The following is a 16456-nucleotide window of genomic DNA, read 5'->3' as shown; positions in this document are numbered from 1 at the left end:
TAAGCCGCTGCCCCCCGCGGCCGACAACCGCAAAGTGCCGGTAATAATGTTTCACCCCGGTTCGCGAGAGCGCAAAAAGTGCCCGTTTGGGGTGTCCAATCGGGCACTTTTTGCGCTCTCGCGTTCAGCGGGAAGGGGAGCCACGTCGATCACGCAGAGGTGCGGGGCGTCGATGAGGTTCAGGCCGACCGCGCGAAGGGGGCCGTCGGCCTGCTCCAGCACTCCTTGAATCAACCGGTAGTGCACGCCGCAGACCTCGGGGTGATCCTTGACCATCTCCGAGTACGGGCAGTCGTGCAGGTTGACCTGTTCACCGTTGGCGGCGACGCTCGCGTCGAAGCCGGCCTGATCCAGGTGGTCGTCGAGGGCATCGAGCTGACGCCGGGCTGCGGGGCCGGTGCAGCCGGCCAAGGCGGGCTGGCCTGCAGGAAGAAGCAGCAGCATCCGTCTCAACTGCTCGGCACGCTCCTGCGCGGCCTCGATCTTGCGGGCGCGAATCGAACCGAGTTCGGTACTGACCCCGCCGGCGGCGCTGTAGAGCATCTTCGGGCGACCCTTGCTGTCGCGCGGCTCGGGCGCACAGGTGACGAAACCGTCGTTGATCAGGCGATCGAGGTGTTCGCGGGCGGTGTTGGGGTGCAGGCCAGCGGCTTCGGCGAGGTCGTTGACCGTCATCGTTCCGCGACTTTGCAGCTGAAAAAGCAGGTTCATGCGGCTCAGACTGGCGAGCGTTTTATAACTCGGAGGTTGGGCGGCCATGACTCTATTATGACCTCCCAGGCGTGAATCAACTGCAGCGGGTAGCAGCAGAAACTATCACTTTCTCCCCCTCCCGCCGCAGATTCTCCGGCTGAGCGGCTGGGAAGCAAATCATTCAACGCAAAGTAATAGTCTTAACAAACGAAATACGCAGGAAGTGGGACCACATGGCGGCAAAAGCCCGCACGCGACCAAAGGCAGTAGTCGAGTCCACTGGTGGTGAACCCGCAGACACCCTGCGTGACTATTACGAACGGATGTCGCTGGTGCGGGCCTTCGAGCTGCGCTCCAGCGAGATGTATGCTCGCGCCCAAATCGGCGGCTACTGCCACCTGAACCTTGGCGAAGAGGCCACCGTGGTTGGCCTGATGGCCGCCATCGAGACCCGCGACTACCTGTTCACCGGCTACCGCGACCACGGCTACGCGCTGATGCGCGGCCTCTCCCCCGAGCGCGTGATGGCCGAGCTGTTCGGCAAGGTCACCGGCGTCTCCGGCGGACGCGGCGGCTCGATGCACCTGTTCGACTCCGAGGCGCGCCTGCTCGGCGGCTACGGCATCGTCGGCGGGCAGATTCCCCCGGCCACCGGCGCCGCGCTCGCCCTGAAATATCAGGAAACGGCCAGCCCCGACGCTGCGGCCGTGATGTGCCTGCTCGGCGACGGCACCACCAACATCGGTGCGTTCCACGAATCGCTCAATCTGGCCGGCCTGTGGAAGCTTCCGATCGTCTACGTGATCGTCAACAACGGCCTCGGCATGGGAACGACGGTGGAGAAGGCATCCGCTGAACCCGATCTGTACAAGCGTGCCGCGTCCTATCGCATGCCCGGTATCCGGGTCGACGGCGACGACGTTCTCGCCGTGCGCGACGCCGCCCGCGACGCCCTGAAGCAGGCTCGCGAATCCCGCCAGCCGGTGCTGCTCGAGGTCATGTGCTATCGGTTGCGCGGCCACTCCGTGGTCGACCCGGCCCGCTACCGCTCGCCCGAAGACACCACGATCGCCCAGCAGTCCGACCCGGTGCCGAGCTTTCGTGCCGAGCTGATCGCCTCCGGCGTGCTCAGTGAAGCGGATGCCGCCGCCATCGACGAGGCCGCCGACGTGCGCGTTTCCGAGGCGGTCGTGTTCGCCGACGAGAGCCCCGAGCCCGAGGTCGCCGACCTGTTCAAGTATGTATACGCAACCCCGGTGGCGAATGCGCCATCCGCTTTGCCCGGAGAACCCGTTATGGACGCACTGTGATGACTACCGAAGTAGCAACAACCCGCACGATCACCTACCGCCAAGCACTCAATGAGACCCTGCGCGCCGAGCTCGAACGCGACGAGAAGGTCTTTCTGGTCGGCGAAGAGATTGGGGTGTTCGCGGGGTCATACAAGATCACCGCCGGACTGCTCGAAGACTTCGGCCCCGACCGGGTGCTCGACGCCCCGATCGCCGAGGAGGGTTTCGTGGGCGCAGCCCTCGGCGCCGCGATGCTCGGCATGCGGCCCGTGGTCGAGATCATGACCATCAACTTCAGCCTCATCGCGATCGACCAGATCGTGAACCACGCCGCCAAAATGCGCTCGATGTTCGCCGGCCAGGTCTCCATTCCGCTGGTCATTCGCATGCCCGGCGGCGGCGGCCAGCAGCTCGCCGCGACCCATTCGCAGAACCTCGAGGTCTGGTACGCGCACATTCCCGGGCTCAAGGTTGTCGCCCCGTCGACCCCGGCCGACGCGAAAGCGCTGCTGACCGCGGCGATTCGCGATGACGACCCGGTGATTTTTCTGGAAAACCTCTCGCTGTACAGCGCCAAGGGCGAGGTTCCCGACGGCGAACAGGTCGCCGAAATCGGCAAGGCTGCGGTCGTTAAGACCGGCACGGACCTCACCATCGTGAGCTATTCGCGCGGCACCACGACCGCCCTCGAGGTGGCCCATCAGCTCGAAGCCGAGGGCCTGTCAATCGAGGTCGTCGACCTGCGCAGCCTGCGTCCGCTGGACCGCGACACCATCTGCGCCTCGGTGAAGAAGACCGGCCATGCAGTCGTCTTCGAAGACGACTGGCTCAGCTACGGCATCGGCGCTGAGATCTCGGCGACCATCGGCGAGGGCGTATTCGACTTTCTCGACGCCCCTGTGCGCCGCGTCGCCGCCGCCGAGGTTCCGTTGCCCTACGCCAAGGCCCTCGAGAAGGCCGCGCTGCCCAGCGCCGCCGACCTCGCCAAGGTCGTGCGCGAAGTACTCAACATCTCAACTACCGCGAACGACAAGTAGGAGCCGGCCATGCCCGACGTCATCATGCCCCGCCTCTCCGACACAATGGAGGAGGGCGAACTCAGCCGCTGGATGAAGCAGGTCGGCGACGAGATCCACAAGGGCGACGTGCTCGCCGAGATCGAAACCGACAAGGCCACGATGGACCTTGAGGCCTTCGACAACGGTGTCCTCGAGCAGCTGCTCGTGGTCGCCGGTAGCCTCGTGCCGATCGGCGAGGCAGTCGCCCGCATCGGCGACGGCAGCAACATCGTCAAGGATGGCGCGACACCCGCTGCGCCGGTTGCGACGGCTGCGACGGCTGCGACGGCTGCTCCAGTTGCGACCACTGCCCCGGTTGCGACCGCTGCTTCGGTAGCGGATACCGCGGCTCCGGCCGCGCCCGCCGCCGTGGCACCCGTTGTCGTGGCACCCGCCCCGGTGTCCACCGGCGAGCTCCGTACCTCGCCGCTGGCCCGCAAGATCGGACGCGAGCATGGAATCGACCTGCACACGATCGCGGGCACCGGGCCGCAGGGCCGTATCACCCGCACCGACGTTGACACGGCGATCCTGGCTCAGGCATCCGCCGCATCCGCTCCGGTGCCGGTAGCCGCTGCGGCAGCCCCGACCGCCGTTTCGACCGACTCGGTCTCCGTGCCGGTCAGCCGCATTCGCGCCGTCACGGCACGCCGGCTCACCGAGAGCCAGGCCGTGCCGCACTTCTTCCTCACCAGCGTCGTCAACGTGGAGCGGCTCGTCGCGTTCCGCGCCGACGTGAACGCTTCGCTCGAGACGGTCGGCAGCAAGGTCAGCCTGAACGACCTGTTCGTGCGCGCCTGCGCGGTCGTGCTGCGCGCGCACCCCGAGGTGAACGCCTCCTGGGGTGACGGCGTCATTCTGCGCCACAACCACGTGAACGTTGGCGTCGCCGTGGCGACCGACGACGGGCTGCTCGTTCCGGTGGTGGCCGACGCCGACCAGAAGTCGCTCGCCACCATCGCCACCGAGACGCGCGCTCTGGCCGGGCTCGCCCGTACGGGCAGCCTGTCCCTGGCGCAGATGTCTGGTGGAACCTTCACCATCAGCAACCTCGGCATGTTCGGCATCGACTCGTTCACCGCCGTACTCAACCCGCCGGAGGCCGGAATTCTGGCGATCGGCGCGGCCACCGAGGTCCCCCAGGTGCAGGGCGGCCAACTCGTCAGCGTGCCCATGGTCAAGATCACCCTGACCGTCGACCACCGAGTGCTCGACGGGGCCGTCGCGGCCGCGTTCCTGCGCGACCTGACCCAGCTGCTCGAGGAGCCGTTGCGCATCGTCCTCTAAGCCGGGATCCCCCGCCGCCGGCGCTGCTCGGGCGCCGGCGGTACCTCTTTCGCGGCGACGACGTCGGCCATCGCGAGAGTCACCAGTCCGCGCTTGGTTTCCACCGAAACGGATGCCGCGCTGCGGCTGCGCAAAAACCCCAGCGCGTCCGTATACCCACCGGGGATTCGCGTGCGCACGACGACCCGGGTGCCGAGCGGCGCATCCGCTAGAAAAGCGAACGGATCGCTCATCGCATCAGGCTGTACTCTTCGACCCGCGCCGACTCCCCGGCGATCAGAATGATGTCGCCGTCTTCGATCACCGTGTCGAGCGACGTGTAGCTCCAGCCGGCGCCGGGGCGGTGAAAGGCCGTGACGGTGATGCCGTAGCGGGCGCGCACTTTGGCCTGGCCGAGCGGTACGCCGATGAGCGCGCGCGGCGGGGCCGTCTTGACCAGCGCGAAGTTCTCGCCGATCTCGATGTAGTCCTGCATGGCGCCACGCACGAGGTGGGCGACGCGCTGCCCCATGTCTTTCTCGGGGTAGATAACGTGGTTGACGCCGAGTTGGGTGAGAATTTCCCCGTGCGGGTCGCTGACGGCCTTGGCCCAGATATTCGGAATGCCGAGCTTGAGCAGCAGGGACGCGGTCAGAATGTTCGCCTGAATGTCACCGCCGATAGCCACCACCACGCTCGAGAAGTCGGGCACCGAGAGCTCGCGCAGCGTCGCCTCCTTGGTCGAGTCGGCGCGCACCACGTGCGTGAGCAGCCGGTTGTGCGCCTGCACGATCTCTTCGTCACCGTCGATGCCGAGTACCTCGGTGCCGCTCTTCATGAGTTCGAGGGCCAGGGAGCTGCCGAACCGGCCGAGGCCGATGACGACGACCGATTCGGCTTCGGCCAGGCGGGCCGGGTCACGATGCCCGAACAGCGAATATTTAGCCAATGATCGGCCTTTCCTTGGGGAGTTCATAGGTGGTGTGCCGTTCCCGCAGGGCGATAGCAGAGCCGATGGTGATCGGACCGAGACGGCCGACGAACATGAGCAGGATAAGAATGATCTGCCCCTCCCAAGGCAGCCCAGCGGTGATTCCGGTGGACAATCCCACGGTCGCGAAGGCGCTGATCGCCTCGAACAACAACGCGTCCATTGAGATTTCCGTCATGAGCATGAGGGCCGCGGTCGCGGCGATGATCACGCCGACCGCGAGCAGGGCGATCGTGATCGCCTCCCGGTGCACCGCCCGGGAGAGCCGCTTACCAAAAACGTTGACGGCAACCTCGCCGCGCAGCTCCGTCCAGAGGATGAAGAACAAGACGGCGAAGGTCGTGATCTTGATGCCACCGGCGGTTCCGGCCGGGCCACCACCGATCAGCATGAGCGCGTCCATTCCGAGCAGGCTCGCCGAATCCATCTGGCCGATGTCGATGCTGTTGAAACCCGCGGTGCGGGTCTGCACGGACTGAAAGAATCCGGTCAGCAACTTGCCGGGCCAGTCCAGCGGCCCGAGCGTATTCGGATTCGACCATTCAACGGCGGTGATATATACCGTTCCGAGACTGAGCAATGCGATCGTGCCGGCCACGACGATGCGGGTGTTCATGGTCCAGGTGCGAATCGACCAGGCACTCTTTGACCGAGGATGACGCAGTTGCCGCCGCAACTGCACGATCACCGGGAAGCCCAACCCACCGAGGATGACGGCGGCGCTGATTGGCAGGCAGATCCAGGCATCCGTTGAAAAACCCATCAGGTTGTCGCTGAACAGGGCAAAGCCGGCGTTATTGAAGCTCGACACGGAGTGGAACACCCCGAGCCAGACGGCCCGGCCGACCGGTTCGCCGTAGCCGATCATGAAACGTACGGCCAGCATGATCGCGACGGTCAGCTCGATGGCGAGGGAGATGCGCACGACACCGAGCACGAGTCCCTTAACGTCTTCGAGACCGACACTCTTGGTTTCGGCGGCGGCCGTGATGCGCGAGCGCAGCGAGAGTTTGCGGGCGATCGCCAAACCGACCACCGAGGCGAACGACATAATACCGAAGCCGCCGATCTGGATCAGCCCCAGAATCACGATCTGGCCGAACGGCGTCCAGTAGACCGCCGTGTCGACGACGGTCAGACCGGTCACGCAGACGGCGCTCGTGGCGGTGAACAGCGCCTCCATGAAGGACGCCCCGCCCGGCCCGACCCGCGCGTTCGGCAGCATGAGCAGCGCGGTGCCAACCAGGATGGTCAGGGCAAAACCGGTGACGACGACTTGCGCCGGGTGCAGGCGATACCGCTTCGATGTGTTGCCGCGTTCGCGGACGGCCCGTGAGTGCACAGAGCCAACTCTACGCTGGGAGTGCGCGCTGGCTCGGACGTGCAGGAATGTGGGGGCTTCAGGCTCCCCGGGCCTGAAGCGTGGGCGGACCCGGCTCCGCGGGCCCACCTTGTGGACCCGGGCCCAGTTTCTAAACTGGGCCCGCATTCCGGGCCCGGGCCCGTGCAGAAACGTGCCGGCCGCGATTGTGCGGCTGATATTTGTAGTCGGTTGGACGGGCTTCGTCTAGCCCCCAACTTCGGTCGGCGACTCCGACAACAAGTGCGCAATACTCAATCTGGGGGATCGACGATGACGATAAGTGATGAGGTGGAACCGGCGCAAATACGTGTGCTGCGACCGCGGGAGCGCATCGTTTCGCACGCGGTCATCGCGGCGCTCGCCCTGTTCATCCCGCTCTTTCTCGTGTTGTACTGGCTGTCCATTCCGCGCCAGACCTGGCCGTTTGTGCTCGAAATCCAATGCGGGTTGACCGCCCTTGGCATGATCTTCGGGCTCGGAGTCAGCAAAATGGCCCTGCGCGTCACCCCCGACCGACTATCGGTTCGGAGTCTGCTCGGTCACGAAACGCCCGTCGCCACCGCCGATATCGGCAGCGTGGTGCTGGTCGAGCTCTATCAGAGCGGGACGGTCGATTGCCTGCCGCACCTGTATTTGCTTGATGCTGCCGGCGATGTGCTCGTGCACCTGAGTGGCCAAATCTGGTCGCGGTCCACGATTGAGAGTGTGATCGACCAGCTCGGTGTCGCTGTGCTGCGCCCACCCGACCCGCTGACCGTGGCCGAACTCGGCCAGCTGCGGCCTCAGCTGGTGCGCCGCCTGGCGCGACACGCAGCCCGGCTGAACGGCTGAACGGCTAGTGCCCGCGCCCCGACACCACATCGGCCACCCGCGCGAGCGGTGACGTCGTGCGGCGGCCGGTCAGCTCGGTGCGGTCGGCGAGCGAGTAGGCCCGATAGAGCGCCGTGACCGCGAGCCAGCGCAGCGGTTCCGGCTCCCACGGGCGCACCCGATGGTTCACCCAGGGCAGTTCGGTGAGCGAACTGCTCCGGCCGAGAATGAGGTCGGTCAGGGTACGGCCGGCCAGGTTCGTGGTCGCCACCCCGGTGCCCACATAGCCGCCGGCCCAGGCCAGTCCGGTCTGCGGGTCGAGACCGACGGTCGCGGCCCAATCCCTGGGTACACCGAGCACGCCCGACCACGCATGATCGATGCTCGCATCCTTCGTCGCCGGGAAGAAGCGCACCAGAATCGCGCGGAGGGCGTCGATGGTGGCTTGCGGGGTCTGGCCGTCGGCATCCGTTTTCGAACCGAATCGGTAGGGAACCCCGCGCCCGCCGATGGCGATGCGGTCGTCGCTCGTGCGCTGCGCATACATGTAGGCGTGCGCCATATCACCCAGGGTTTCCCGGCCCGACCAGCCAATCTTTTCCCAAACGGATGCGTCGAGCGGCTCGGTCGCGATTAGCGACGAATTCAGGGGAAGCCAGGTGCGATGCAGCCCCTTGAGCGTGGCCGTGAAGCCCTCGGTCGCACGCACAACGAACGCGGCGTCGACGGTACCGTGTTCGGTCACCGCCTGGTTGGCCGCGATCTCGCTCACCGGGGTGTTTTCGTAGAGCTCAACGCCGAGCGAAACGACCGTGCGGGCCAGCCCGGCCACGAGCTCCGCCGGATTGATGCGGGCGCAGTGCGGATGCCACATACCCCCGGTCATTCCCGCCACGTTGATGCGGTTTTGCGCCTGGGCCCGCGAGAGCACCTCGACGTCGGTGTGCGCCCAGGTCTGCTCGGCCCGGACGGCAGCTTCGAGGCGGTGCTGCTGCGGGGCATCGTAGGCGACGGTGAATTCGCCGCCCTTGACGATGCCGGCGTCGATGCTCTCCGCTGCGGCCACGCGGATGACCTCGTCGACCGTGTCGTTCATCGCGGCCTGAAAGTTTTCAACCGCCGGGCGGCCGTGGTGCTTCAGGTACTGGTCGCGGCCACCGGTGATCGAGTTGGTGAGCCAGCCGCCGTTTCGTCCGGAGGCGCCGAACCCGGCGAAGCGGGCTTCGAGCACCACAATGCGTAGCTGCGGCGCCGCCTTCTTAAGGTAGTACGCGGTCCACAGTCCGGTATAGCCGGCGCCGACAATGACGACGTCGGCGCCGGTCGACCCGGGCAGGGTCGGCCGGGGCGCTGGCTGGCCGAGCTGGTTCCACCAGAACGAGACGTCGCCATTGCGCACCGGGGTCACTCGAGTCACGATTGCGCTGCCTTCTTTCGGTCTCGTTCAAGCCGCAGCCGGGCGGCGAGTGCGCGCTCGCCATCGAGCTTCGCGGCGACCGGAGCCCACAGCACAATTGCAACTCCGGCACCGATCAGTAGCCCGCCGATGGTGTCGGTCAGCCAGTGCACACCGAGGTAGGTACGGCTGAGCAGCATGACGATCGTGTACGCGGCACCGGCCAGGGCCACCCACAACCGCGGAAAGATGATGGCGAGGCACACCGCCATGGTCGCCGCATTGGCGACGTGGCCAGACGGAAAGGAGCCAAAATCGGACGTGACCAGCATGTCCTCCGGTCGGGCACGGCCAAAGACCTGCTTCAGGACTTGCACAGCGCCGGCACTGACCACGGTCGCCACGAGATAGTAGCCGGCCGCCCACGGACGTTTGATGAACACGATGACCAAGGTGATGACGATCGGCACGATCAGCACGCCGAACAGACCGCCACCGAGGGCGTTCATGAACAGCGACGGAACCTCCCAGATCGGAGAGCGGTGTTCGATCACCTCGCCCATCCACTCGGTGTCGACCTCGAGGGCGAGTCCGTTGGCACGCACGACGACGACCAGGCCAAGCAGTGCGGCCAATGCGACGGCAGCTATCCCGCTGATCACGGGCCAGCGGCGGGAGATGCGGCGCGCTGCGGGGTCGGCGGCACGCTCCGGAGACTTCGGGTTCGTCATCCCGCCATCGTAGAACAGCCGCTCCGGATTGGGCCGTCGGCGGGCCGGACCCGCGCCATCCGCTCCCCTGAATGTGTACCCGGATGTGCACCCCCGCACCTGCACCGGGCCCGGGCCCGGGCCCGGAACGTGGGCCCAGGTTAGATCATGGGCCCGCGACCGTAAGGTGGGCCCCGCCCGCGTGCTCCCGCAAATCTTGGGCGCGTTCCCCGACGGGCCGAACCCGCACCATCCGCTCTCCCCGAATGTGTACCCCCGATGCATGCCCCCGCACTTGCACCGGGCCCGGAACGTGGGCCCAGGTTAGATCATGGACCCACGACCGTAAGGTGCGCCCGCAGAGCCTGGTCACGTCAACCTGGTCCGCACCCGCTCAGACTCAACAATTCGCACCGCGGCGCGGTCCCTGATCCGCGTTGCTGGGTTCAGTTGGCTTCGGCGTCCTGCTGCCGCTTGAGTGCGAGCATGAGCGGGCTCTTACTGGGCAGCGGAATCAGCGTCTGCGTCGGGTCGATGCTCGCGGGTGGTTGCAGCCAGAACTCCCCCGGCTCGCCAATCACCCGCCAGCCTTCCTGATGAAGTCGGCGGTGGCAGGGGCCGCAGAGCAACAGCCCCAGGTCGATGTCGGTCGCGCCGGTGTCGCGCACCCACTGGTCGGCGTGGTGCGCCTCCGTTCGGGAGGGTGGCATGTCGCAGCCCGGAAACATGCAGCCGCCGTCACGTACGCCCATGGCCACGCGCTGCGCCTCACTGAAAGTTCGCATGGTGCGGCCCAATTTCAGCGGATGCCCCGCCTCGTCTACCAACAGCCGCAGCTGGCCGGTGTTGCAGAGAAACCGTTGCACCGTTTCGAGGGAGATCGGGGCGGGGTTGCCCTCAAGGAATCCATGCCCCACCCGCCCGCGCTGCCCGGTCTGCTCGCTCAGGCCGCTCCGCCCGGCCTGCTCACTCTGCCCGCTCTGCCCGGCCCGCTCGCTCTGCCCGCTTTGCCCGCTTTGCCCGGCCTGCCCGGTCTGCCCGGTCTGCCCGGTCTGCTCGGTCTGCTCGGTCTGCTCGCTCAGGCCGCTCTTCTCGCTCTGACCGGATTGCCCGGTGATCTCGTTCCGGGCTTCAGCGACGTCGGCCGGCACGAATCCGGCTCGCTGAAGGTCGGCCTGGGTGACGATGATCCGCACCGCCGGCTGGCGTCCGCCATACATTTTGGTGGGGTCTGCGTCGGTGCCGGTCTTGAGCAGCGTGGTGAAGGAGTCCGCGGCGATCTGGTCCACGGTACGCGGGTCGTTCCGTACCCGGTCCGCCCAGGCCTCCTGCTCCGGATCTACGAAGCGCACGCCTCCGCGCTGGCGCGGGCTGGTGACACAGTCGTAGGCGCTGAGCCAGTACTCGCCCTGTTCGGGGGCGAACAGCCCGCTGAGCACGACCATGCCGTCCTGGCGGCGGAACAGCTTGAACTTGGTATCGTCGCGGGCCTGCTTCTCCCGAGCCCGAATGCCAGCCTCGTCGAGCTGGTCCCGCAACCGGCGAGCCCGGCGGAATACCAGCTCAACGTTGAGCCCGATCACCTCCGGCACCAGCGCCGTGAGCGCGGCGCGCAAAATATCAGCGGACACGGCCAGGTCGATCTCGCCCAGACCTCGGCGCAGCGCGTCGGCCTGGTCCACCGTGAGGGTGCCGGCGGCAACGGCATGCACGATCGGCGCCTGCCACGGCACTACCGGCCGGCCCGCCAGTCCACCGGCATCGATGCCACCCGCACCGTCGTCATCGCCTTCCGCCGCCAACTTTTCGGCAGCATCCGTTTCACCCATCAAAATGCCCGAGGCGACCAGCTTCTCTGCCTCCCCACGGCTGGAGCCGTTGACGTGTTGCACCATTGCCACCGGCGTCGCGAACCCCTGCCGCGCAGCCAAACCCTCAAGGCCCAGCTCGGGCCGGGACCGGCGCGCGACCGTACCGGCCATCCACGCCGCAAACACGTCGAGCAATCGCCGGGCCTCAGCCAGTGACCGCTGCCCGGCCAGCACATCGGCCTCACCCAAAGCATCAAACGCCGCGCTGCAATCGCCGAGAGCGGCGACCCGATCGGCCGCCCGGCGAAGCTCATCAGCGAGGTTGTGCATACCCCAATTCTCCCACCGATCCCCAGAAACCCCGAGAAAAGCTCATTATCAGTGGATGACGGATCGAAACTATCTCCTGTGGAGAAGCTCCGGAGAAAATCAGCGCTCGAGCGCCGGAACGCTGCGCGGGCGCACGATTAGCCAGAGGGCGAGCAGCGACACCACCGCGGCGACTCCCATAACGGATGCCATCGGTATCGACGTTCCCACTCCCAGCAGTCCCACAATCGGCGAGATCAGGCCGGCCACACCGAAGTTCGCCGCGCCAAGCAGCGACGCCGCGGTTCCGGCCTCATGCCCGTGCGCGTTGAGGGCAATGACCTGAACGCTCGGCAAAGTGAATCCGCAGGCGGCGATGAAGAACCACAGCGGAACCAGAGTGCCCCACAGTCCCATGCCAGCAAAGTCCAGGAGCACGATCGCCCCGGCGGTGAGCAGCAGCACAACGGTAGAGACCGACAAAATCCACTGCGGCCCAATGTTGAATCGGTGCATCAGCCGCGAGCTCAACTGCACACCGGTGACGACACCGAGCGAGTTCACGGCAAAGAGCAGGCCGTATTCCTGCGGACTGAACCGGTAGACATCCTGAAAGAGAAACGGCGAGGCCGAGAGATAGGAGAACAGCCCGGTGAAGGTCATCGCCCCGATGATCGCGACGCCGACGAAGGTGCGGTCGCTCAGCACCGCTTTGTAGCGCTGCGCCAGGGTGTTGTGCCCCTTCACGTTGCGCTCGCTCTCGGGCAGCGTCTCCACGATCCAGAACGCGACGGCCAGAATCACAATGACGCCGTAGGCGGCGAGCACCCAAAAGATGCCGCGCCAGTTCATCACGAGCAGAAGCTGCGAACCGATGACCGGCGCAAGCACCGGCGCGAGGCCGCTGACCAGGGCCAGCCGGGAGAGCATACGCACGAGCGGCTTGCCGCCGAACAGGTCGCGCACCATGGCCATCGCCACGACCGCACCGGCCGCAGCGCCAAAGCCCTGCAGCACGCGGAACCCCGCGAGCACAATAATGTCGTTCGACATCGCAGCACCGACACAGGCGAGGATGTGCACGCCGGTCGCCAGCATGAGCGGCAGCCGGCGGCCCACCTTGTCGCTCCACGGACCCACGACGAGCTGCCCGAACCCGAAACCGATCATGGTTCCGGTCAGGGTGAGCTGAATGACCGACGGCAAGACACCGAATTCGCTCTCGAGTGTCGGGAAGGCCGGCAGGTAGAGGTCGATCGTGAACGGGCCCAGGGCAGTGAGGGCTCCCAGAATGAGAATGTAGACGATGCGCTGTCGCCGGCTCAGCTTGTCCCCGGGGTGCACGGCAGTCGAGGAAAGTTGCGCGGCACTGATGACGGGGATGCTGGCGGTAATCACGTAGCGGATGTCCTTGGTTGGTTTAGTGAGGATGGCTGGCGGGCGACACGGCCACCCTTGCGCTAAGCGCGGGGAGTGCGAAAGTATTCCCTCGATCCAGCTGCGGGTCGAGCAGCAGCGCCTCGAAGGCCAGCTCGGCCGCCCCGATCAACAGCAGATTCGAGCCGAGCAGCGCGGGCGCGATCTGCACCCCGTCGAACGCTGTCCCGAGTGACAGAGCGGCGACCGCGCGGCTGAGCCGGTCGGGGTCGGCGGCGTGCAGCGCGGCGAGAAAGCCGCCGAGCACGATCACCTGCGGGTTGAGCACGTTCACCGCGCCAGCCAGGGCTACGGCCAGAAAGTCGAGCTGCCGGGCGACCTCGGCGTGCACCGCCGCGGAATCGGAGGCGAGCAGCGCGCGTTCGAGGGTGTCGGCATCCGTTTCGCTCGCGCGCAGGCCCAGCACCTCGAGCAGGGCGTCGCGGGTCACCTCCGCTTCGAGGGTGCCTTCGATGCCCGCCGAGTCTTTCTGCCCGCTCGCACTGACCCGGATGTGCCCGAATTCTCCGGCGTAGCCCGCTCGACCGCCGGCCGCGACGCCCCCGACGACGAGGCCGCCACCGATTCCGCTCGATCCGCCGTTGAGGTAGATCAAGTCGGTCATACCCTGCCCGGCACCAAAGTAGCGTTCGGCGGTGACGCCGAGGCTCGCGTCGTTGGCCGCGACGACGGGCAGGCCCGTTGCCGCCGCGAGGAGGTCGCCGAGCGGCTCGTCGACCCAGCCGAGGTGTGGGGCGTGGCGCACCAGCCCGTCGGACGCACGCACCAGGCCGGGCACAGCAACGCCTATTCCGATTATGGAATATTCGCTCAGGTCGTTTCGCAGATCGTCGATGATGCCGGCGGTGATCGCGACGGCTTCGGCGGCCGTCGGCGACGACGACGTTGCGAAGCGGATGCGGCGGTGCACGACGCCGCTCAGAGCGACCACTCCCACGGTAATCGCGTCGATCTCGGGGTTCACCGCGAGGGCCACCACGCGGTCGCTCGCCGCGACGATCGGACTCGGCCGACCGGCCAGTTTGGTCGGGTCGGGCGCGCGTTCCTCAACCAACCCGCGCTCGACGAGTTCGGCAACCAGGGCGCCGATGGTCGACCGGTTCAGGCCGGTCAGTCGGGTGAGCTGGGCGCGCGATGCTGCCCCGCTCCGGTGCACCAGGCGCAGAATAATCGACAGGTTACGGCGACGCAGATCGTCATGGTTGGTGCCCTGCATGGCGTCCACTGCTCTCGACTCTCATTTTTCGGTCAGAATTCAGGTTACCGCTCCGGATGGACATCGTGGGGTGATACGTTGCCAGAGTCAACAAATCATCGACGGCGCTGACGGACACGGGTGCCAGACAGGGACGTCATGGACTTTCGTTATCTCGGCAACAGCGGATTCAAAGTTTCAGAAATCACCTACGGCAATTGGCTGACCCACGGTTCGCAGATCGAAAACGACACCGCGACGGCCTGTGTGCGCGCGGCCCTCGACGCGGGAATCAGCTCCTTCGACACCGCAGACGTGTACGCCAACACCGTGGCAGAGCAGGTACTCGGGGACGCGCTCAAGGGCGAACGTCGCCAGTCCCTCGAGATTTTCACCAAGGTTTTCGGCCCGACCGGCCCCAAGGGTCACAACGACGTCGGCCTCTCCCGTAAGCACATCCTCGAATCGATCGACGGCTCACTAACCCGGCTGCAGACCGACTACGTCGACCTCTACCAGGCGCATCGCTACGACGTGGAGACCCCGCTCGAAGAGACCATGCAGGCCTTCGCCGACGTCGTGCGCCAGGGCAAGGCCCTCTATATCGGGGTGAGCGAGTGGAACGCCGAGCAGCTACGCGCCGGCCACAAGCTTGCTACCGACCTGAATATTCAGCTCATCTCCAACCAGCCGCAGTATTCGATGCTCTGGCGCGTGATCGAGTCCGAGGTGGTTCCGGCCGCCGAGGAACTCGGCGTCTCCCAGATCGTCTGGTCCCCGGTTGCGCAGGGCGTGCTTACCGGCAAGTATCTGCCGGGGCAGGCGCTCCTCGAAGGCAGCCGGGCAACGGATGCCAAGGGTGGCGCCAATATGATCCAGCGCTGGATGAGCACCGAGGTTCTCACGGCCGTGCAGAAGCTGCGCCCGATCGCCGACGACCTCGGGCTCACCATGGCTCAGCTCGCGCTCGCCTGGGTGCTCGCGAATAAGAACGTCGCCTCCGCCATCATGGGCGCTTCCCGCCCCGAGCAGGTCGCCGACAATGTGAAGGCCGCCGGAGTGCAGCTCGGCTCTGAGGTGCTCACACAAATTGACGCCGCCGTACGCGACCTGGCCGAGTTCGACCCGCGCAAGACCGTCTCGCCGGAGCAGCGCGAAGCGTAAGCCAGCGGCATCCGTTATTAAAAGAAAGAAGGAGTATTTAATGAGAATCGCCGTTACCGGTGGCAGTGGCAAGCTCGGGCGCAGCGTCGTCGCGCGCCTGACCAGCGAGGGCCACGAGGTCACCAACCTCGACCAGTCGGGAGTGCGCGGCGCCGGATTCACCCAGATCGACCTGACCGACTACGGCCAGGTGAGTGACGTGATGTTCGGCATCAACGACCGCACCGACGGTTTCGACGCCGTCGTGCACCTCGGCGCCATACCGGCCCCGGGCATTTTGCCCGACGTGGCCACCTTTCACAACAATATGCTCGCGACCTACAACGTGTTCCAGGCCGCGCGGCGGGCGGGCATCAAGCGCATCGTGTACGCCTCGAGCGAGACCACCCTGGGTCTACCGTTCGATATCGACCCGCCGTACATTCCCGTTGACGAGGAGTACCCGGCCCGCCCGGAGAGCACGTATTCACTGGTCAAGCACCTCGAAGAGCAGATGGCCATTCAGCTGGTGCGTTGGGATCCGCTGCTCAGCATCACGGCGCTGCGCTTCTCCAATGTGATGGACCCGGAAGACTACGCGGCCTTCCCCGGCTACGACGCCGACGCGACCCTGCGCAAGTGGAACCTCTGGGGCTACATCGACGGGCGCGACGGCGCCCAGGCCGTGCTGCGGGCGCTCGAGCAGGCCCAGCCGGGCTTCGAGACGTTCATCATCGCGGCCGCCGACACCGTGATGAGCCGTTCGAGCGCGAGCCTGGCGGCCGAGGTCTTTCCAAACGTTTCCGTCACGAAAGAGGTGGGCGAACACGAGACCTTGCTGTCGATCGACAAGGCGAAGCGGATGCTCGACTTCGCCCCCGAGCGCAGCTGGCGCGATCACGTGGCGGGTCAGTAGCACCGTCCCAGGACAATCCGTGTAACGAACGCCGACAGATCCACTCTGTCGGCGTTCGATTGCTGC

Annotated in this window: 15 protein-coding genes; 6 read left to right on the top strand and 9 right to left on the bottom strand. The window is 66.3% G+C overall.

The features are described 5' to 3' along the window. Nucleotides 1-51: 51 nt before the first annotated feature. On the bottom strand, nucleotides 52-759 hold the full coding sequence (locus tag E3T31_RS14320) for a metalloregulator ArsR/SmtB family transcription factor (protein WP_134469611.1): 708 nt from the start codon (nucleotides 757-759) through the stop codon (nucleotides 52-54). Nucleotides 760-926: 167 nt separating this feature from the next. Between E3T31_RS14320 and pdhA the strand changes: the two genes are divergently transcribed. Genes pdhA through E3T31_RS14305 form a run of 3 tightly spaced genes read left to right on the top strand, consistent with a single transcriptional unit; the run spans nucleotide 927 to nucleotide 4330 of the window. Then, the gene (gene pdhA, locus E3T31_RS14315; protein WP_134469609.1) at nucleotides 927-2003 is read left to right on the top strand and encodes a pyruvate dehydrogenase (acetyl-transferring) E1 component subunit alpha; all 1077 of its coding nucleotides are present in this window, start codon (nucleotides 927-929) and stop codon (nucleotides 2001-2003) included. Continuing rightward, entirely contained in the window at nucleotides 2003-3022 is a 1020-nt protein-coding gene (locus E3T31_RS14310) for an alpha-ketoacid dehydrogenase subunit beta (protein WP_134469792.1), read from the top strand. Before pdhA ends, E3T31_RS14310 begins: the two co-directional genes overlap by 1 nt. A 9-nt stretch (nucleotides 3023-3031) precedes the next feature. Further along, nucleotides 3032-4330 carry a dihydrolipoamide acetyltransferase family protein gene (locus tag E3T31_RS14305; RefSeq protein ID WP_134469607.1) on the top strand — a complete coding sequence of 433 codons (1299 nt, stop codon included), beginning with the start codon at nucleotides 3032-3034 and terminating at the stop codon, nucleotides 4328-4330. On the opposite strand, the gene E3T31_RS14300 is transcribed toward E3T31_RS14305, so the two are convergent. From E3T31_RS14300 to E3T31_RS14290, 3 genes are read right to left on the bottom strand one after another with little or no spacing between them, the layout of a single operon-like run. Next, nucleotides 4327-4563: a ferrous iron transport protein A gene (locus tag E3T31_RS14300; RefSeq protein WP_134469605.1), complete on the bottom strand. Its 237-nt coding sequence runs from the start codon at nucleotides 4561-4563 to the stop codon at nucleotides 4327-4329. The genes E3T31_RS14305 and E3T31_RS14300 overlap by 4 nt on opposite strands. Further along, complete coding sequence (locus E3T31_RS14295) at nucleotides 4560-5258, bottom strand: TrkA family potassium uptake protein (RefSeq protein ID WP_241978003.1); 699 nt, start codon at nucleotides 5256-5258, stop codon at nucleotides 4560-4562. The genes E3T31_RS14300 and E3T31_RS14295 overlap by 4 nt, the downstream gene beginning before the upstream one ends. Then, nucleotides 5251-6789 carry a TrkH family potassium uptake protein gene (locus E3T31_RS14290; protein WP_134469603.1) on the bottom strand — a complete coding sequence of 513 codons (1539 nt, stop codon included), beginning with the start codon at nucleotides 6787-6789 and terminating at the stop codon, nucleotides 5251-5253. The genes E3T31_RS14295 and E3T31_RS14290 overlap by 8 nt, the downstream gene beginning before the upstream one ends. Before the next feature lie 144 nt (nucleotides 6790-6933). Between E3T31_RS14290 and E3T31_RS14285 the strand changes: the two genes are divergently transcribed. Next, nucleotides 6934-7494: a hypothetical protein gene (locus tag E3T31_RS14285; protein ID WP_134469601.1), complete on the top strand. Its 561-nt coding sequence runs from the start codon at nucleotides 6934-6936 to the stop codon at nucleotides 7492-7494. 4 nt (nucleotides 7495-7498) lie between these two features. On the opposite strand, the gene E3T31_RS14280 is transcribed toward E3T31_RS14285, so the two are convergent. The 5 genes from E3T31_RS14280 to E3T31_RS14260 all read right to left on the bottom strand — a co-directional run bounded on the left by E3T31_RS14280 (nucleotide 7499) and on the right by E3T31_RS14260 (nucleotide 14352). After that, nucleotides 7499-8881 (bottom strand): NAD(P)/FAD-dependent oxidoreductase, encoded by a 1383-nt coding sequence (locus E3T31_RS14280; RefSeq protein ID WP_370304627.1) that lies wholly within the window; start codon nucleotides 8879-8881, stop codon nucleotides 7499-7501. Between the two features lie 5 nt (nucleotides 8882-8886). After that, the gene (locus E3T31_RS14275) at nucleotides 8887-9600 is read right to left on the bottom strand and encodes a phosphatase PAP2 family protein (protein WP_134469599.1); all 714 of its coding nucleotides are present in this window, start codon (nucleotides 9598-9600) and stop codon (nucleotides 8887-8889) included. Between the two features lie 425 nt (nucleotides 9601-10025). After that, nucleotides 10026-11720, bottom strand: a complete 1695-nt coding sequence (locus E3T31_RS14270) for an HNH endonuclease signature motif containing protein (protein ID WP_134469597.1) — start codon at nucleotides 11718-11720, stop codon at nucleotides 10026-10028. Between the two features lie 99 nt (nucleotides 11721-11819). Further along, nucleotides 11820-13097 carry a multidrug effflux MFS transporter gene (locus E3T31_RS14265; protein WP_241978001.1) on the bottom strand — a complete coding sequence of 426 codons (1278 nt, stop codon included), beginning with the start codon at nucleotides 13095-13097 and terminating at the stop codon, nucleotides 11820-11822. Nucleotides 13098-13119: 22 nt separating this feature from the next. After that, the gene (locus E3T31_RS14260; protein ID WP_134469784.1) at nucleotides 13120-14352 is read right to left on the bottom strand and encodes an ROK family transcriptional regulator; all 1233 of its coding nucleotides are present in this window, start codon (nucleotides 14350-14352) and stop codon (nucleotides 13120-13122) included. A 138-nt stretch (nucleotides 14353-14490) separates the two neighbouring features. Between E3T31_RS14260 and E3T31_RS14255 the strand changes: the two genes are divergently transcribed. Together E3T31_RS14255 and E3T31_RS14250 are read left to right on the top strand one after the other, a co-directional pair. After that, entirely contained in the window at nucleotides 14491-15495 is a 1005-nt protein-coding gene (locus E3T31_RS14255) for an aldo/keto reductase family protein (RefSeq protein WP_134469595.1), read from the top strand. A 40-nt stretch (nucleotides 15496-15535) separates the two neighbouring features. Continuing rightward, nucleotides 15536-16390 carry an NAD(P)-dependent oxidoreductase gene (locus tag E3T31_RS14250; RefSeq protein ID WP_134469594.1) on the top strand — a complete coding sequence of 285 codons (855 nt, stop codon included), beginning with the start codon at nucleotides 15536-15538 and terminating at the stop codon, nucleotides 16388-16390. Nucleotides 16391-16456 lie beyond the last annotated feature (66 nt).

The sequence above is a fragment of the Cryobacterium sp. TMS1-13-1 genome (assembly GCF_004403125.1).
Lineage (GTDB): Bacteria > Actinomycetota > Actinomycetes > Actinomycetales > Microbacteriaceae > Cryobacterium > Cryobacterium levicorallinum.
Note: the sequence above shows the minus strand (reverse complement) of the source record. Positions and strands in the feature narration are given on the sequence as shown.

Coding starts and splice junctions, on each gene's coding strand:
- E3T31_RS14320 (WP_134469611.1), bottom strand. CDS start 759: ATGGCCGCCCAACCTCCGAGTTATAAAACGCTCGCCAGTCTGAGCCGC.
- pdhA (WP_134469609.1), top strand. CDS start 927: ATGGCGGCAAAAGCCCGCACGCGACCAAAGGCAGTAGTCGAGTCCACT.
- E3T31_RS14310 (WP_134469792.1), top strand. CDS start 2,003: ATGACTACCGAAGTAGCAACAACCCGCACGATCACCTACCGCCAAGCA.
- E3T31_RS14305 (WP_134469607.1), top strand. CDS start 3,032: ATGCCCGACGTCATCATGCCCCGCCTCTCCGACACAATGGAGGAGGGC.
- E3T31_RS14300 (WP_134469605.1), bottom strand. CDS start 4,563: ATGAGCGATCCGTTCGCTTTTCTAGCGGATGCGCCGCTCGGCACCCGG.
- E3T31_RS14290 (WP_134469603.1), bottom strand. CDS start 6,789: ATGCGGGCCCAGTTTAGAAACTGGGCCCGGGTCCACAAGGTGGGCCCG.
- E3T31_RS14285 (WP_134469601.1), top strand. CDS start 6,934: ATGACGATAAGTGATGAGGTGGAACCGGCGCAAATACGTGTGCTGCGA.
- E3T31_RS14275 (WP_134469599.1), bottom strand. CDS start 9,600: ATGACGAACCCGAAGTCTCCGGAGCGTGCCGCCGACCCCGCAGCGCGC.
- E3T31_RS14270 (WP_134469597.1), bottom strand. CDS start 11,720: ATGCACAACCTCGCTGATGAGCTTCGCCGGGCGGCCGATCGGGTCGCC.
- E3T31_RS14260 (WP_134469784.1), bottom strand. CDS start 14,352: ATGCAGGGCACCAACCATGACGATCTGCGTCGCCGTAACCTGTCGATT.
- E3T31_RS14255 (WP_134469595.1), top strand. CDS start 14,491: ATGGACTTTCGTTATCTCGGCAACAGCGGATTCAAAGTTTCAGAAATC.
- E3T31_RS14250 (WP_134469594.1), top strand. CDS start 15,536: ATGAGAATCGCCGTTACCGGTGGCAGTGGCAAGCTCGGGCGCAGCGTC.